The sequence below is a fragment of the Pseudomonas sp. 65/3-MNA-CIBAN-0223 genome, from assembly GCF_040310425.1.
Classification (GTDB): domain Bacteria; phylum Pseudomonadota; class Gammaproteobacteria; order Pseudomonadales; family Pseudomonadaceae; genus Aquipseudomonas; species Aquipseudomonas gregormendelii.
On record NZ_JBEOPV010000007.1, the window covers coordinates 1 to 16,166 of the forward strand.

12 protein-coding genes and 4 tRNA genes are annotated in these 16,166 nt (G+C 55.7%); all 16 read left to right on the top strand.

Annotated features, from left to right (window positions below; genetic code table 11):
• The first annotated feature begins 153 nt into the window (after positions 1 to 153).
• The 16 genes from birA to rpoC all read left to right on the top strand — a co-directional run bounded on the left by birA (position 154) and on the right by rpoC (position 16,037).
• The gene (birA, locus tag AAEZ09_RS09530; protein ID WP_045057459.1) at positions 154 to 1,113 is read left to right on the top strand and encodes a bifunctional biotin--[acetyl-CoA-carboxylase] ligase/biotin operon repressor BirA; all 960 of its coding nucleotides are present in this window, start codon (positions 154 to 156) and stop codon (positions 1,111 to 1,113) included.
• Positions 1,103 to 1,852 (top strand): pantothenate kinase, encoded by a 750-nt coding sequence (locus AAEZ09_RS09535; protein ID WP_045057460.1) that lies wholly within the window; start codon positions 1,103 to 1,105, stop codon positions 1,850 to 1,852. The genes birA and AAEZ09_RS09535 overlap by 11 nt, the downstream gene beginning before the upstream one ends.
• Before the next feature lie 7 nt (positions 1,853 to 1,859).
• Positions 1,860 to 2,300: a hypothetical protein gene (locus AAEZ09_RS09540; RefSeq protein ID WP_045057461.1), complete on the top strand. Its 441-nt coding sequence runs from the start codon at positions 1,860 to 1,862 to the stop codon at positions 2,298 to 2,300.
• Between the two features lie 142 nt (positions 2,301 to 2,442).
• Positions 2,443 to 2,527, top strand: a tRNA-Tyr gene (locus tag AAEZ09_RS09545).
• Positions 2,528 to 2,550: 23 nt separating this feature from the next.
• Positions 2,551 to 2,624: transfer RNA gene (locus AAEZ09_RS09550), tRNA-Gly, on the top strand.
• A gap of 26 nt (positions 2,625 to 2,650) precedes the next feature.
• A tRNA-Thr gene (locus tag AAEZ09_RS09555) sits at positions 2,651 to 2,726 on the top strand.
• Between the two features lie 84 nt (positions 2,727 to 2,810).
• Positions 2,811 to 4,004: an elongation factor Tu gene (gene tuf, locus AAEZ09_RS09560; protein WP_007896619.1), complete on the top strand. Its 1,194-nt coding sequence runs from the start codon at positions 2,811 to 2,813 to the stop codon at positions 4,002 to 4,004.
• A 53-nt stretch (positions 4,005 to 4,057) separates the two neighbouring features.
• A tRNA-Trp gene (locus AAEZ09_RS09565) sits at positions 4,058 to 4,133 on the top strand.
• 45 nt (positions 4,134 to 4,178) lie between these two features.
• Positions 4,179 to 4,547: a preprotein translocase subunit SecE gene (gene secE / locus AAEZ09_RS09570; protein WP_009045851.1), complete on the top strand. Its 369-nt coding sequence runs from the start codon at positions 4,179 to 4,181 to the stop codon at positions 4,545 to 4,547.
• A gap of 9 nt (positions 4,548 to 4,556) precedes the next feature.
• Complete coding sequence (nusG, locus tag AAEZ09_RS09575; protein WP_007896622.1) at positions 4,557 to 5,090, top strand: transcription termination/antitermination protein NusG; 534 nt, start codon at positions 4,557 to 4,559, stop codon at positions 5,088 to 5,090.
• 117 nt (positions 5,091 to 5,207) lie between these two features.
• Complete coding sequence (gene rplK, locus AAEZ09_RS09580; RefSeq protein ID WP_003210097.1) at positions 5,208 to 5,639, top strand: 50S ribosomal protein L11; 432 nt, start codon at positions 5,208 to 5,210, stop codon at positions 5,637 to 5,639.
• Positions 5,639 to 6,334 (top strand): 50S ribosomal protein L1, encoded by a 696-nt coding sequence (rplA, locus tag AAEZ09_RS09585; protein ID WP_007896626.1) that lies wholly within the window; start codon positions 5,639 to 5,641, stop codon positions 6,332 to 6,334. Before rplK ends, rplA begins: the two co-directional genes overlap by 1 nt.
• A 198-nt stretch (positions 6,335 to 6,532) precedes the next feature.
• Positions 6,533 to 7,033, top strand: a complete 501-nt coding sequence (gene rplJ, locus AAEZ09_RS09590) for a 50S ribosomal protein L10 (protein WP_045057462.1) — start codon at positions 6,533 to 6,535, stop codon at positions 7,031 to 7,033.
• A gap of 80 nt (positions 7,034 to 7,113) precedes the next feature.
• A complete protein-coding gene (rplL, locus tag AAEZ09_RS09595) occupies positions 7,114 to 7,479 on the top strand; it encodes a 50S ribosomal protein L7/L12 (RefSeq protein ID WP_008145490.1) in 366 nt (121 codons plus the stop codon).
• 220 nt (positions 7,480 to 7,699) lie between these two features.
• Positions 7,700 to 11,773 carry a DNA-directed RNA polymerase subunit beta gene (rpoB, locus tag AAEZ09_RS09600; protein ID WP_045057463.1) on the top strand — a complete coding sequence of 1,358 codons (4,074 nt, stop codon included), beginning with the start codon at positions 7,700 to 7,702 and terminating at the stop codon, positions 11,771 to 11,773.
• 64 nt (positions 11,774 to 11,837) lie between these two features.
• Positions 11,838 to 16,037, top strand: a complete 4,200-nt coding sequence (gene rpoC, locus AAEZ09_RS09605) for a DNA-directed RNA polymerase subunit beta' (RefSeq protein ID WP_045057464.1) — start codon at positions 11,838 to 11,840, stop codon at positions 16,035 to 16,037.
• The last annotated feature ends 129 nt before the right edge of the window (positions 16,038 to 16,166 follow it).

Below are 16,166 nucleotides of genomic sequence, written 5' to 3' on the forward strand. Positions count from 1 at the left end.
TAGGTCATCGTCAAGATTAAATTCCGAAACCCCTATCTGCGTATGCAGGTAGGGGTTTTGTTTTTGTCCGCAGGAAAGTTCAGGCCTTCGTGTTTCTATGCAATCGCTCGGTGCATGGCTATCATGCGGGCCTCATTGTGAGGCGAGACTTGCATGCTGACGTTGTTGAAGCTTCTTAAGGATGGCCGGTTCCATTCTGGCCAGGCCCTTGGCATCGCCCTGGGTGTCAGTCGTAGTGCGGTTTGGAAACAGCTCCAGCTCCTGGAAGCTGAGTTGGGCTTATCCATCCACAAAGTGCGCGGTCGCGGTTATCAACTGGCTGCGCCATTGACGCTGCTCGACCCTGTCAGCATCCGCGAGGCGGCTCCTTCCTGCGAATGGCCCACCCTGGTCTTTGACTCCATAGACTCGACAAATGCCGAGGCCTTGCGCGCGATCGAGCGTGGCCAGGCCGCACCATTCCTGGTGGTTGCCGAACGGCAGACGGCCGGGCGAGGGCGTCGCGGACGCAAGTGGGTCAGCCCTTTTGCCGAAAACGTCTATTACAGCCTTGTGTTGCGCATCGACGGTGGAATGCGGCAGCTGGAAGGACTCAGTCTGGTTGTAGGCCTGGCAGTGATGCAGGCCCTGCGTGAGCTCGGAGTTTCGGCTGCAGGTCTTAAATGGCCAAACGACGTATTGGTCGGGCAGAAAAAAATCGCCGGCATACTTCTGGAGCTGGTGGGCGATCCCGCTGACGTATGCCACGTAGTGCTAGGCGTTGGAATCAATGTAAACATGCAGATGACTGATGAGGTTGATCAGCAATGGACGTCGATGCGTCTCGAGACCGGCAAGGTGTTCGATCGCAACCATCTCGTCGCAGCCCTGGGTTTGAAGCTGCAGGGTTATTTGCACCGTCATCAGACCGATGGGTTTGCTGCCATCCAGTCGGAGTGGGAGCAGAATCATCTGTGGCAGGGGCGCGCCGTATCGCTGATTGCCGGGGTCAACCAGATAGATGGCGAAGTGCTGGGTATCGATAAACAAGGTGCTTTGCGCTTGAAGGTGGGTGGTGTGGAAAAAGTCTTTAGCGGTGGTGAGCTCAGCCTGAGGTTGCGTGATGATTCTTGAGCTCGACTGCGGAAACAGTTTTATCAAATGGCGCGTGCTGGGTGTGGGCGGCGGTATGACGGTGGGAGAGGGGGTCGTTGACTCGGATCTGGCGTTGCTCGAGAGCCTGAATGCCATCGTGAGCCTGTCATTGACCTATTGCCGGCTGGTAAGCGTCAGGACCACCGAAGAAACCGGTGCATTGACCGCCTTGCTCAAGAGTGCTTATGGCGTGTCAGTTGCCTGCGCTGCGCCCTCTCGCGAAATGTCCGGTGTTCGTAACGGCTATGAAGAATACGAGCGCTTGGGGCTCGACCGTTGGCTGGCGATGCTGGGTGGATTCCATCTGGCGTCGGGCTCGTGTCTTGTGCTCGACTTCGGTACAGCCGTTACCGCTGACTTTATAGACAGCGACGGCGAGCATCTCGGTGGCTTCATCTGTCCGGGGATGCCCTTGATGCGCAATCAGCTGCGCACCCACACGCGCAAGATACGGTATGGCGACATCGCAGCCGAGCGCGCGCTGGAAAGCCTTGCTCCTGGTCGCACCACCGTCGAAGCGGTAGAGCGCGGCTGCTCGTTGATGCTCAGGGGATTCGTGCTTACGCAATTGGAGATGGCGCGCAGTTACTGGGGTGAAGACTTTGTGGTTTTTCTCACGGGTGGGGACGCAAGTCTTGTCTCGGGCGTCGTCCCTGAAGCCCGCGTGGTTCCAGATCTGGTGTTTGTGGGCCTGGCGATGGCGTGCCCTTTGAGTTGAGGTATTTATGCGTTGGTTGTTCCTGCTACTGCTAGTGCTCAATGTTTTCTATTACATCTGGCATCAACAAGAAGCCCCCTTGCGCGCCAAGGATGTGACGCCTTTGAGCCTGTATCGTGGTTCGCAGCAGGATATTCGCCTGCTGAGCGAATCCACCGATGCCGCGCGGGACAAGGCCAAGGCTGTTCAGCCTGATAGCGGGTGCCTGTATGTAGGCGGCTATTCGCGGCAGGACGTGGCTCAGGCCGTCGAGCGAAGATTGACTGGCATGGAGATCAAGTTCCAGGCCTTGCCGCGCGACCTCCCGGATGCGCCTGGTTACTGGGTGCGGATCGCACCTGAAAGCCGACGCTGGCTGGATGATGTGCAGTTGCAAAACCTTTCCAGAGAATTCAATGAGTTAAAACATAAAATAATGCCGTGCGAGGGGGTTGCACAGGCGGATTAGTTTGCATAGAATGGCGCCCGCTTCGCAGTGAAGACCTTTAAAGGTCAACGCAGCGGAACGAGGTCAACGCAGCTAACCTCAGGTTTTTAATGAGAAAATGCTTGACAGAAGGCTGGCATGATATAGAATGCCGGCTCGCTTAGGAGGGGTTCCCGAGCGGCCAAAGGGATCAGACTGTAAATCTGACGTCTACGACTTCGAAGGTTCGAATCCTTCCCCCTCCACCATTTTTAGCGAGAGTTGCAAGCTCGCGGGTATAGTTTAGTGGTAGAACCTCAGCCTTCCAAGCTGATGATGCGGGTTCGATTCCCGCTACCCGCTCCACGTTTGCAGATCTTGCACAGTGTTACGCTCTTGTAGCTCAGTTGGTAGAGCACACCCTTGGTAAGGGTGAGGTCAGCGGTTCAAATCCGCTCAAGAGCTCCATATAACAAGGCAGATATGAAAATATCTGCCTTTGTTTTAATGGCTTGTTTGACTTGTAACATTCTTCTCCTGAGGGTGATTTCGATGGCTAAGGAAAAGTTCGAACGTAATAAGCCGCACGTCAACGTAGGCACCATTGGTCACGTCGATCACGGCAAAACTACTCTGACTGCAGCCTTGACCCGCGTCTGCTCCGAAGTGTTCGGTTCGGCAAAGGTTGACTTCGACAAGATCGATAGCGCCCCAGAAGAAAAAGCTCGTGGTATTACCATCAACACCGCTCACGTTGAGTACGATTCGGCCGTGCGTCACTACGCACACGTTGACTGCCCTGGTCACGCCGACTACGTAAAAAACATGATTACCGGTGCTGCACAGATGGATGGTGCGATTCTGGTTTGCTCGGCCGCTGATGGTCCGATGCCGCAAACCCGTGAGCACATTCTCCTGTCGCGCCAGGTAGGCGTTCCGTACATCGTTGTCTTCCTGAACAAGGCTGACATGGTAGATGACGCGGAGCTGCTTGAGTTGGTTGAAATGGAAGTGCGAGACCTGTTGAGCACCTACGATTTCCCAGGTGATGACACTCCAATCATCATTGGTTCGGCGCTGATGGCGTTGAATGGTCAAGACGACAACGAGATGGGCACCACTGCCGTCAAGAAGCTGGTCGAGACTCTGGATAGCTACATTCCGCAGCCTGAGCGTGCTATTGATAAGCCGTTCCTGATGCCGATCGAGGACGTGTTCTCGATCTCCGGTCGCGGTACTGTTGTGACTGGTCGTGTTGAGCGTGGCATTGTTCGCATCCAGGAAGAAGTTGAGATCGTTGGTCTGCGTGACACGGTCAAGACTACGTGCACGGGTGTAGAGATGTTTCGCAAGCTGCTCGACGAAGGTCGTGCAGGTGAGAACTGCGGCGTATTGCTGCGTGGTACCAAGCGTGATGATGTTGAGCGTGGCCAGGTATTGGTCAAGCCCGGCACCGTCAAGCCGCATACCAAGTTCACAGCTGAAGTTTATGTTCTGAGCAAGGAAGAAGGTGGTCGTCATACGCCGTTCTTCAAAGGCTACCGTCCACAGTTCTACTTCCGTACGACTGATGTGACTGGTAACTGCGAGCTGCCAGAAGGAGTTGAGATGGTTATGCCGGGTGATAACGTTCAGATGACCGTTACCCTGATCAAAACCATCGCGATGGAAGATGGTCTGCGTTTCGCTATTCGTGAGGGCGGTCGTACCGTCGGCGCGGGTGTCGTGGCAAAAGTCATCGAGTAAGTTGTTGTAATGTCTTTTTCAGGCCGGCATAATGGTCGGCCTGATTTTGTTTTAGGTCAGTAGCTCAATTGGCAGAGCGACGGTCTCCAAAACCGTAGGTTGGGGGTTCGATTCCCTCCTGACCTGCCAGATTCACTTGGTGGGTTTGGCTTTCTTTTCACAGGATCTTCATAGATGACTCCTAAAGCTGAAGCTCAAGGCTCTCGCTTCGATCTGCTCAAGTGGCTAGTAGTAGTCGCTTTGGTGGTTGTTGGCGTTGTTGGCAATCAGTATTACTCTGCTTCGCCGATCCTGTACCGCGTACTGGCACTGCTTGCCATTGCTGCTGTAGCTGCCTTTGTAGGCCTGCAGACAGCTAAGGGCAAGTCTTTCTTTGTACTGGTAAAGGAAGCTCGCACTGAGATTCGTAAAGTCGTATGGCCAACTCGCCAAGAAACCACGCAGACCACGTTGATCGTAGTGGCTGTTGTTCTGGTTATGGCGTTGCTGTTGTGGGGTCTTGATTCCCTGCTCGGCTGGCTTGTTTCCTTGATTGTCGGCTAAGGGTGTCCCGTGGCTAAGCGTTGGTACGTTGTGCATGCTTACTCCGGTTACGAGAAGCATGTCATGCGCTCGTTGGTAGAGCGCGTAAAGCTGGCTGGCATGGAAGATGGCTTCGGCGAAATTCTGGTTCCCACTGAAGAAGTGGTTGAAATGCGTAATGGCCAGAAACGCAAAAGCGAGCGCAAGTTCTTCCCAGGTTATGTGCTGGTCCAGATGGACATGAACGAGGGTACTTGGCACTTGGTCAAGGATACTCCTCGGGTGATGGGTTTCATCGGCGGTACTGCTGATAAGCCTGCGCCGATCACCGATAAAGAGGCAGAAGCGATTCTGCGTCGCGTTGCTGATGGTAGCGACAAGCCGAAGCCGAAGACGTTGTTCGAGCCAGGCGAGTCGGTACGGGTCAACGACGGGCCGTTTGCTGATTTTACTGGCACGGTCGAAGAAGTTAACTACGAAAAGAGCCGGATCCAAGTGGCAGTGCTCATTTTCGGTCGCTCTACTCCGGTAGAGCTAGAGTTCAGCCAGGTCGAAAAGGTCTAGCTGGGCAAGCATCCCAACCCCGCAGCCTTAGGCTGTGGGGTTTTGTCGTCACTGGGATAAACGCGCAAGTAACCGGGGAGCCTTTCGAGGCGTTTGAACCCGTAATTGGAGTGCCTCATGGCCAAGAAGATTACCGCTTACATCAAGCTGCAAGTGAAGGCCGCTCAGGCTAACCCAAGCCCACCTGTTGGTCCTGCACTGGGTCAGCACGGCGTGAACATCATGGAATTCTGCAAAGCTTTCAACGCCCGTACCCAGGGTATTGAGCCAGGCCTGCCGACTCCAGTGATTATCACTGTCTACAGCGACCGTAGCTTCACTTTCGAAACCAAATCCACTCCTGCTTCGGTTCTGCTGAAGAAGGCGGCTGGTCTGACTAGCGGTTCCGCTCGTCCGAACACCGTTAAGGTTGGCACCGTGACTCGTGCTCAGCTGGAAGAAATCGCGAAAACCAAAAACGCGGATCTGACTGCAGCTGATATGGATGCGGCCGTGCGCACTATCGCCGGTTCTGCTCGTAGCATGGGCCTTAACGTGGAGGGTGTGTAATGGCTAAGTTGACCAAGCGTCAAAAGGCTATCGCCGGCAAAATCGAAGCAGGCAAGTCCTACAACTTTGTAGACGCTGCTGCTCTGCTGGCTGAGCTGTCGACTGTCAAGTTCAGCGAGTCGTTCGACGTTGCTGTGAACCTGGGCGTTGACCCGCGTAAATCCGACCAGGTCGTTCGTAGCGCTACTGTGCTGCCGCACGGTACTGGCAAGACCGTTCGCGTAGCTGTGTTCACCCAGGGTCCAGCTGCTGAGGCCGCTCTGGCTGCCGGCGCTGACCGTGTAGGTATGGACGACCTGGCTGCCGAAATGAAAGGCGGCGACCTGAACTATGACGTTGTTATCGCATCCCCGGATGCAATGCGCGTTGTTGGTCAGTTGGGTCAGATCCTCGGTCCACGTGGCCTGATGCCTAACCCTAAAGTCGGCACCGTAACACCAGACGTAGCTACCGCGGTTAAAAACGCCAAGGCTGGTCAGGTTCGTTATCGCACCGACAAAAACGGCATCATCCACACTTCCGTTGGCAAAGTCGGCTTCGACGCCGTCAAGCTGAAGGAAAACGTTGAAGCCCTGATCGCTGATCTGAAGCGTATCAAGCCAGCTTCCTCGAAAGGCATTTACGTCAAGCGCGTTACCCTGAGCACCACTATGGGCCCAGGTCTGGTCATCGACCAAGGCTCGCTCGACGCGTAAGACACAGGTTGGCGCAAGTGATTGCGCCAATTGAAAGATTGGGGTCCCTGCCTGGCGGGGGCTATCCAAGACCGTAGGCGACGCAAGTCTTAAACCTCAAGCCTACGCAGATGGTGCTCCCGGTTCCTTACCGAATCAGACACCAAAACGACATCCGGCCTCGGTTGGATGAAACGGTAACAAGCAGGAGTTAAACCCGTGGCAATTAAACTCGAAGACAAGAAGGCCATCGTCGCTGAAGTCAACGAGGCTGCCCAAGTTGCCCTGTCTGCTGTTGTGGCTGATGCCCGCGGCGTGACAGTTGGCGCTATGACCGGACTCCGTAAAGAGGCTCGTGAAGCTGGCGTTTACGTACGTGTTGTACGTAACACCCTGCTCAAGCGCGCCGTTGCTGGCACTCCATATGACGTGCTCAACGACGTGTTCACTGGCCCGACCTTGATTGCATTCTCCAAAGATCATCCGGGCGCTGCTGCTCGTATTTTCAAGGAATTCGCAAAAGGTCAGGATAAGTTCGAGATCAAGGCAGCTGCGTTCGAGGGCAAGTTCCTCGCAGCTAATCAGATCGACGTACTGGCAAGCCTGCCGACCCGTGACGAAGCAATTTCTCAGCTGATGAGCGTGATTCAAGGCGCAACCAGCAAATTGGCTCGTACTCTGGCGGCACTTCGCGACCAGAAAGAAGCAGCTGCAGCCTAAGGCTAAGCGACTCCTTTCAGCGTTTATTGTTTATTTCGATGGCCGCGTAGGCTGTCACCCCAATACAGGAATTTATAGTCATGTCTCTGACTAACGACCAAATCATCGAAGCAATCGGCGAAAAATCCGTTCTGGAAATCGTTGAGCTGATCAAGGCCATGGAAGAGAAGTTCGGCGTTTCCGCTGCCGCTGCTTCCGCTGGTCCAGCTGCTGTTGCTGCCGTTGTTGAAGAACAAACTGAATTCAACGTCATGCTGCTGGAAGCTGGCGAGAAGAAAGTTAACGTGATCAAGGCAGTACGTGAACTGACCGGTCTGGGCCTGAAAGAAGCCAAGGCAGTAGTTGACGGCGCTCCTGGCGTTGTTCTGGAAGCCGTATCGAAAGATGCAGCTGACAAAGCTAAAGCCACTCTGGAAGAAGCAGGCGCTAAAGTCGAGCTGAAGTAAGCATCGACCTTGCGTCTCCAGCCCGAGCGTTAAGCGAAAGGCTGATGGCTGGTGGCTCTTGCCACCGGCCTTTTTCCGTTATTGGCAACCGACTGGGTCGGTGCTGGTAACGAGCTGTAACCACCCGATGCGGTGGCGCAAACCATGGGGTTTGCACGATTTTCTGGCTGCTCCCGTCGGGAGGGGCCAAACAAGCAGGTGACCAAGCTGGGGAACGCTGATGGCTTACTCATATACTGAGAAAAAACGTATCCGCAAGGACTTTAGCAAGTTGCCGGACGTCATGGATGTGCCGTATCTCCTGGCAATCCAGCTGGATTCGTATCGTGAATTCTTGCAGGCGGGAGCGACTAAAGATCAGTTCCGCGACGTGGGCCTGCATGCGGCCTTCAAATCCGTTTTCCCGATCATCAGCTACTCCGGCAATGCTGCGCTGGAGTACGTCGGTTATCGCCTGGGCGAACCGGCATTTGATGTCAAAGAATGCGTATTGCGCGGTGTGACTTACGCCGTACCTTTGCGGGTAAAAGTGCGCCTGATCATTTTCGACAAAGAATCGTCGAACAAAGCGATCAAGGACATCAAAGAGCAAGAAGTCTACATGGGTGAAATCCCCCTGATGACTGAAAACGGTACCTTCGTAATCAACGGTACCGAGCGTGTAATCGTTTCCCAGCTGCACCGTTCCCCGGGCGTGTTCTTCGACCACGACCGCGGCAAGACGCATAGCTCCGGCAAACTGCTGTACTCCGCGCGCATCATTCCTTACCGCGGTTCGTGGCTGGACTTCGAGTTCGACCCGAAAGACTGCGTATTCGTGCGTATCGACCGTCGTCGCAAGCTGCCTGCATCGGTACTGCTGCGCGCGCTCGGCTATACCACTGAAGAAGTGCTCGACGCGTTCTACACCACCAACGTTTTCCACCTGAGCGGCGAAACCCTCAGTCTGGAACTGATTGCTTCGCGTCTGCGTGGTGAAATCGCTGTTCTTGATATTCAGGACGAGAAGGGCAAGGTCATCGTTGAAGCGGGTCGCCGTATTACTGCGCGCCACATCAACCAGATCGAAAAAGCCGGTCTCAAGACCCTGGAAGTGCCTCTGGACTACGTCCTGGGTCGCACTACCGCCAAGGCCATCGTGCATCCGGCAACCGGCGAAATCCTGGCAGAGTGCAACACCGAGTTGAACACCGAGATCCTGGCAAAAATTGCCAAGGCCCAGGTTGTTCGCATCGAAACTCTGTACACCAACGATATCGACTGCGGTCCGTTCGTCTCCGACACCCTGAAGATCGACTCCACCAGCAACCAATTGGAAGCGCTGGTCGAGATCTATCGCATGATGCGTCCAGGCGAGCCGCCAACCAAGGATGCAGCCGAGACCCTGTTCAACAACCTGTTCTTCAGCCCTGAGCGCTATGACCTGTCTGCGGTCGGCCGGATGAAGTTCAACCGTCGTATCGGTCGTACCGAGATCGAAGGTTCGGGCGTGTTGTGCAAGGAAGATATCGTCGCGGTTCTGAAGACTCTGGTCGACATCCGTAACGGTAAAGGCATCGTCGATGACATCGACCACCTGGGTAACCGTCGTGTTCGCTGCGTTGGCGAAATGGCCGAGAACCAGTTCCGCGTTGGCCTGGTACGTGTTGAGCGTGCGGTCAAAGAGCGCCTGTCGATGGCTGAAAGCGAAGGCCTGATGCCGCAAGACCTGATCAACGCCAAGCCTGTGGCTGCGGCGGTGAAAGAGTTCTTCGGTTCGAGCCAGCTGTCCCAGTTCATGGACCAGAACAACCCGCTGTCCGAGATCACCCACAAGCGTCGTGTGTCTGCACTCGGCCCTGGCGGTCTGACTCGTGAGCGTGCCGGCTTTGAAGTTCGTGACGTACACCCGACTCACTACGGTCGTGTATGCCCGATTGAAACGCCGGAAGGTCCGAACATCGGTCTGATCAACTCCCTGGCCGCCTATGCGCGCACCAACCAGTACGGCTTCCTCGAAAGCCCGTACCGTGTGGTGAAAGACGCTCTGGTCACTGACGAGATCGTGTTCCTGTCCGCCATCGAAGAAGCTGATCACGTGATCGCTCAGGCTTCGGCCACGATGAACGACAAGAAAATGCTGGTCGACGAATTGGTAGCTGTTCGTCACTTGAACGAGTTCACCGTCAAGGCGCCGGAAGACGTCACCTTGATGGACGTTTCGCCGAAGCAGGTAGTTTCGGTTGCAGCGTCGCTGATCCCGTTCCTCGAGCACGATGACGCCAACCGTGCGTTGATGGGTTCGAACATGCAGCGTCAAGCTGTACCAACCCTGCGCGCTGACAAGCCGCTGGTCGGTACCGGCATGGAGCGTAACGTAGCCCGTGACTCCGGCGTTTGCGTCGTGGCTCGTCGTGGCGGCGTGATCGACTCCGTTGATGCCAGCCGTATCGTGGTTCGTGTTGCTGATGACGAAGTTGAAACCGGCGAAGCTGGTGTCGACATCTACAACCTGACCAAATACACCCGCTCCAACCAGAACACCTGCATCAACCAGCGTCCGCTGGTACGTAAGGGTGATCGGGTTCAGCGCAGCGACATCATGGCTGACGGTCCGTCCACCGACATGGGTGAACTGGCGCTGGGTCAGAACATGCGCATCGCGTTCATGGCCTGGAACGGTTACAACTTCGAAGACTCCATCTGCCTGTCCGAGCGTGTTGTTCAGGAAGACCGCTTCACCACGATCCACATTCAGGAACTGACCTGTGTGGCACGTGACACCAAGCTTGGGCCAGAGGAAATCACTGCAGACATCCCGAACGTGGGTGAAGCTGCACTGAACAAGCTGGACGAAGCCGGTATCGTTTACGTAGGTGCTGAAGTAGGCGCAGGCGACATTCTGGTAGGTAAGGTCACTCCGAAAGGCGAGACCCAACTGACCCCGGAAGAAAAACTGCTGCGTGCGATCTTCGGTGAAAAAGCCAGCGACGTTAAAGACACCTCCCTGCGTGTGCCTACCGGCACCAAGGGTACCGTCATCGATGTACAGGTCTTCACTCGTGACGGCGTTGAGCGTGATGCTCGTGCACTGTCCATCGAGAAGACTCAGCTCGACGAGATCCGCAAGGATCTGAACGAAGAGTTCCGTATCGTTGAAGGCGCGACTTTCGAACGTCTGCGCTCCGCCCTGGTAGGCCACAAGGCTGAAGGCGGCGCTGGTCTGAAGAAAGGTCAGGACATCACCGACGAAGTACTCGACGGTCTTGAGCATGGTCAGTGGTTCAAACTGCGCATGGCTGAAGATGCTCTGAACGAGCAGCTCGAGAAGGCTCAGGCCTACATCGTTGATCGTCGCCGTCTGCTGGACGACAAGTTCGAAGACAAGAAGCGCAAACTGCAGCAGGGCGATGACCTGGCTCCAGGCGTGCTGAAAATCGTCAAGGTTTACCTGGCAATCCGTCGCCGCATTCAGCCGGGCGACAAGATGGCCGGTCGTCACGGTAACAAAGGTGTGGTCTCCGTGATCATGCCGGTTGAAGACATGCCGCACGATGCCAATGGCACCCCGGTCGACGTTGTCCTCAACCCGTTGGGCGTACCTTCGCGTATGAACGTTGGTCAGATCCTCGAAACCCACCTGGGCCTCGCGGCCAAAGGTCTGGGCGAGAAGATCAACCGGATGATCGAAGAGCAGCGTAAAGTTGCTGAACTTCGCACCTTCCTCGACGAGATCTACAACCAGATCGGCGGTCGTAACGAAGACCTGGACAGCTTCTCCGACCAGGAAATCCTGGATCTGGCGAAGAACCTGCGCGGCGGCGTTCCAATGGCCACTCCAGTGTTCGACGGCGCCAAGGAAAGCGAAATCAAGGCCATGCTGAAACTGGCAGACCTGCCAGAAAGCGGCCAGATGCAGCTGACTGACGGCCGTACCGGCAACAAGTTCGAGCGCCCGGTTACTGTTGGCTACATGTACATGCTGAAGCTGAACCACTTGGTAGACGACAAGATGCACGCTCGTTCTACCGGTTCGTACAGCCTGGTTACCCAGCAGCCGCTGGGTGGTAAGGCACAGTTCGGTGGTCAGCGTTTCGGGGAGATGGAGGTCTGGGCACTGGAAGCATACGGTGCTGCTTACACTCTGCAAGAAATGCTCACAGTGAAGTCGGACGATGTGAACGGCCGTACCAAGATGTACAAAAACATCGTGGATGGCGATCACCGTATGGAGCCGGGCATGCCCGAGTCCTTCAACGTGTTGATCAAGGAAATTCGTTCCCTCGGCATCGATATCGATCTGGAAACCGAATAACACGTGACGCGAATCGAGAGCGGGGCAGGATTGCCCGCTCTCTGCTCCGCCAGGAGGAAAGGCCTTGAAAGACCTACTGAATTTGCTGAAAAACCAGGGTCAAGTCGAAGAGTTCGACGCCATCCGTATTGGATTGGCATCGCCTGAGATGATCCGTTCGTGGTCGTTCGGTGAAGTTAAAAAGCCGGAAACCATCAACTACCGTACGTTCAAACCTGAACGTGACGGCCTGTTCTGCGCCAAGATCTTTGGCCCGGTAAAGGATTACGAGTGCCTGTGCGGTAAGTACAAGCGCTTGAAGCACCGTGGTGTGATCTGCGAGAAGTGCGGCGTTGAAGTCGCGCTGGCCAAGGTTCGTCGTGAGCGCATGGCGCACATCGAGCTTGCGTCCCCGGTGGCCCACATCTGGTTCCTGAAATCGCTGCCGTCGCGTATCGGTTTGCTGATGGACATGACCCTGCGTGATATCGAACGCGTTCTCTACTTCGAGAGCTATGTCGTTATCGATCCAGGCATGACCACCCTTGAAAAAGGTCAGCTGCTCAACGACGAGCAGTACTTCGAAGCGCTGGAAGAGTTCGGCGACGATTTCGATGCCCGCATGGGTGCCGAAGCTGTCCGTGAACTGCTGCACGCTATCGACCTGGAGCACGAGATTGGCCGCCTGCGTGAAGAAATTCCGCAAACCAACTCCGAAACCAAGATCAAGAAACTGTCCAAGCGTCTGAAGTTGATGGAAGCCTTCCAGGGTTCCGGCAACCTTCCAGAATGGATGGTGCTGACCGTTCTGCCGGTTCTGCCGCCAGATCTGCGTCCACTGGTCCCGCTGGATGGCGGTCGCTTCGCGACTTCCGACCTCAACGATCTGTATCGTCGAGTGATCAACCGTAACAACCGTTTGAAGCGCCTGCTTGATCTGTCCGCTCCGGACATCATCGTGCGCAACGAAAAGCGTATGTTGCAGGAAGCTGTCGATGCACTGCTCGACAACGGTCGTCGTGGCCGCGCTATCACCGGTTCGAACAAGCGTCCTCTGAAATCCCTGGCTGACATGATCAAGGGTAAGCAGGGTCGTTTCCGTCAGAACTTGCTCGGTAAGCGTGTTGACTACTCGGGTCGTTCGGTAATTACCGTAGGTCCGACCCTGCGTCTGCACCAGTGCGGTCTGCCGAAGAAAATGGCTCTCGAGCTGTTCAAGCCGTTCATTTTCGGCAAGCTGGAAATGCGTGGTCTCGCTACCACCATCAAAGCTGCCAAGAAGATGGTCGAGCGCGAGCTGCCTGAGGTTTGGGACGTTCTCGCTGAAGTGATCCGTGAACACCCGGTTCTCCTCAACCGTGCACCGACCCTTCACCGTCTGGGTATCCAGGCGTTTGAACCGGTACTGATCGAAGGTAAGGCTATCCAGCTGCACCCTCTGGTCTGTGCTGCGTACAACGCCGACTTCGACGGCGACCAAATGGCCGTGCACGTACCGCTGACGCTGGAAGCCCAGTTGGAAGCGCGTGCGTTGATGATGTCGACCAACAACATTCTGTCGCCAGCCAACGGTGAGCCAATCATCGTTCCGTCGCAGGACGTTGTATTGGGTCTGTACTACATGACTCGTGAAGCGATCAACGCCAAGGGCGAAGGTCGTGTGTTCGCGGATCTGCAGGAAGTTGACCGTGTGTTCCGTGCCGGCGAAGCCGCACTGCACGCCAAGGTCAAAGTGCGGATCCACGAAACCGTTAACGACCGTGATGGCGGCAGCGTCAAGAACACCCGTATCGTCGACACCACTGTCGGCCGTGCGCTGTTGTTCCAGGTTGTTCCACCTGGCCTGTCGTATGACGTCGTCAACCAGCCGATGAAGAAAAAAGCGATCTCCAAGCTGATCAACCAGTGCTACCGCGTGGTTGGTTTGAAAGAGACCGTGATCTTCGCTGACCAGTTGATGTACACCGGTTTTGCCTATTCGACCATTTCCGGCGTTTCCATCGGTGTTAACGACTTCGTTATCCCGGATGAAAAAGCCCGCATCATCAATGCTGCTACTGATGAAGTGAAAGAGATCGAAAGTCAGTACGCCTCCGGCCTGGTAACCCAGGGCGAGAAGTACAACAAAGTGATCGACCTTTGGTCCAAGGCGAACGACGAAGTTTCCAAGGCGATGATGGCCAACCTCTCGAAAGAGAAAGTCATCGACCGTCATGGCGTCGAAGTCGACCAAGAGTCCTTCAACTCGATGTATATGATGGCCGACTCGGGTGCACGGGGTTCTGCTGCGCAGATCCGTCAGCTCGCCGGTATGCGTGGCCTGATGGCCAAGCCGGACGGTTCCATCATCGAAACGCCGATTACTGCGAACTTCCGTGAAGGTTTGAGCGTACTTCAGTACTTCATCTCCACTCACGGTGCTCGTAAAGGTTTGGCGGATACCGCGTTGAAAACTGCGAACTCCGGTTACCTGACTCGTCGTCTGGTAGACGTGGCGCAGGATCTGGTTGTGACCGAGATCGATTGCGGCACCGAACATGGCCTGGTAATGACTCCGCACATTGAAGGCGGTGACGTTGTTGAGCCGTTGGGTGAACGCGTATTGGGTCGTGTCATTGCCCGTGACGTATTCAAGCCAGGTACCGAGGAAGTTATCGTTCCTGCCGGCACCCTGGTAGACGAGAAGTGGGTCGAGTTCATCGAGCTGAACAGCATCGACGAAGTGATCGTGCGTTCGCCGATCAGCTGCGAAACCCGCTATGGCATTTGCGCCAAGTGCTACGGCCGTGATCTGGCTCGTGGTCATCAGGTGAACATCGGTGAAGCGGTCGGCGTTATCGCTGCCCAGTCCATCGGTGAGCCGGGTACCCAGCTGACCATGCGTACGTTCCACATCGGTGGTGCGGCAAGCCGGACCTCCGCTGCTGACAGCGTTCAGGTGAAGAATGGCGGTACCGTCCGTCTGCACAACCTGAAGCACGTTGAGCGAGTGGATGGCTGCCTGGTAGCTGTGTCCCGTTCCGGTGAGCTGGCAATCGCTGATGACTTCGGTCGTGAGCGCGAGCGCTACAAGCTGCCGTACGGTGCCGTGATTTCGGTTAAAGAAGGTGACAAGGTCGACGCTGGCGCAATCGTGGCCAAGTGGGATCCGCACACTCACCCAATCGTTACCGAAATGAAAGGTACCGTGACCTACGTGGGCATGGAAGAAGGCATCACGATCAAGCGTCAGACTGACGAATTGACCGGTATGACCAACATTGAAGTACTCGACGCCAAAGACCGTCCAGCTGCCGGTAAAGATATCCGTCCTGCTGTGAAGATGGTTGATGACAACGGCAAGGACTTGTTGCTGCCAGGCACTGACGTTATCGCTCAGTACTTCCTGCCAGCCAACGCCCTGGTCGGTGTGGCGGATGGTGCGAAGATTGCGATCGGTGATGTTATCGCTCGTATCCCGCAAGAGACTTCGAAGACCCGTGACATCACCGGTGGTCTGCCACGTGTTGCCGACTTGTTCGAAGCACGTCGTCCGAAAGAAGCCTCGATCCTGGCTGAAGTCAGCGGCACCATCGCGTTCGGTAAAGAGACCAAAGGCAAACGCCGTCTGGTCATTACCCCGAACGACGGTACCGATCCGTACGAAGAGCTGATTCCGAAGTGGCGTCACCTGAACGTCTTCGAAGGCGAACAGGTAAACCGCGGCGAAGTTATCTCCGACGGCCCGAGCGATCCACACGACATCCTGCGTCTGCTGGGTGTGAGTGCGCTGGCCAAGTACATCGTGAACGAGATCCAGGACGTTTATCGTCTGCAAGGCGTGAAGATCAACGATAAGCACATCGAGACCATCCTGCGTCAGATGCTGCGTAAAGTTGAAATCGCTGAATCCGGCGACTCGACTTTCATCAAGGGCGACCAGATGGAGTTGACTCACGTTTTGGTAGAGAACGAGCGTCTGGCTGGCGACGAGAAATTCGTTTCCAAGTTCACTCGTGTGTTGCTGGGTATCACCAAGGCGTCGTTGTCCACCGAATCGTTCATCTCGGCGGCTTCCTTCCAGGAAACCACTCGTGTACTGACCGAAGCGGCGGTAACCGGCAAGCGCGATTACCTGCGCGGCCTGAAAGAAAACGTGGTCGTGGGTCGTCTGATCCCGGCGGGTACCGGCCTGGCTTACCACAGCGAGCGCAAGCGTCGTCGTGAAGCTGACAAGCCGTTGCGCGTAAGCGCCAGTGAAGTGGAAGCTGCACTGACCGAAGCGCTGAACTCTAGCGGTAACTGAGTTCTGCGATAAATGAGTGTGAGGCCCTGGTCGCTCCGTTCGTCGAATCGAGACAAATTGTCGAGATTGGATGAGCGGGGAGGTCGGGGCCTTGCCTTGACTGGGGACAAGATCCTCTTTAGACTCTTG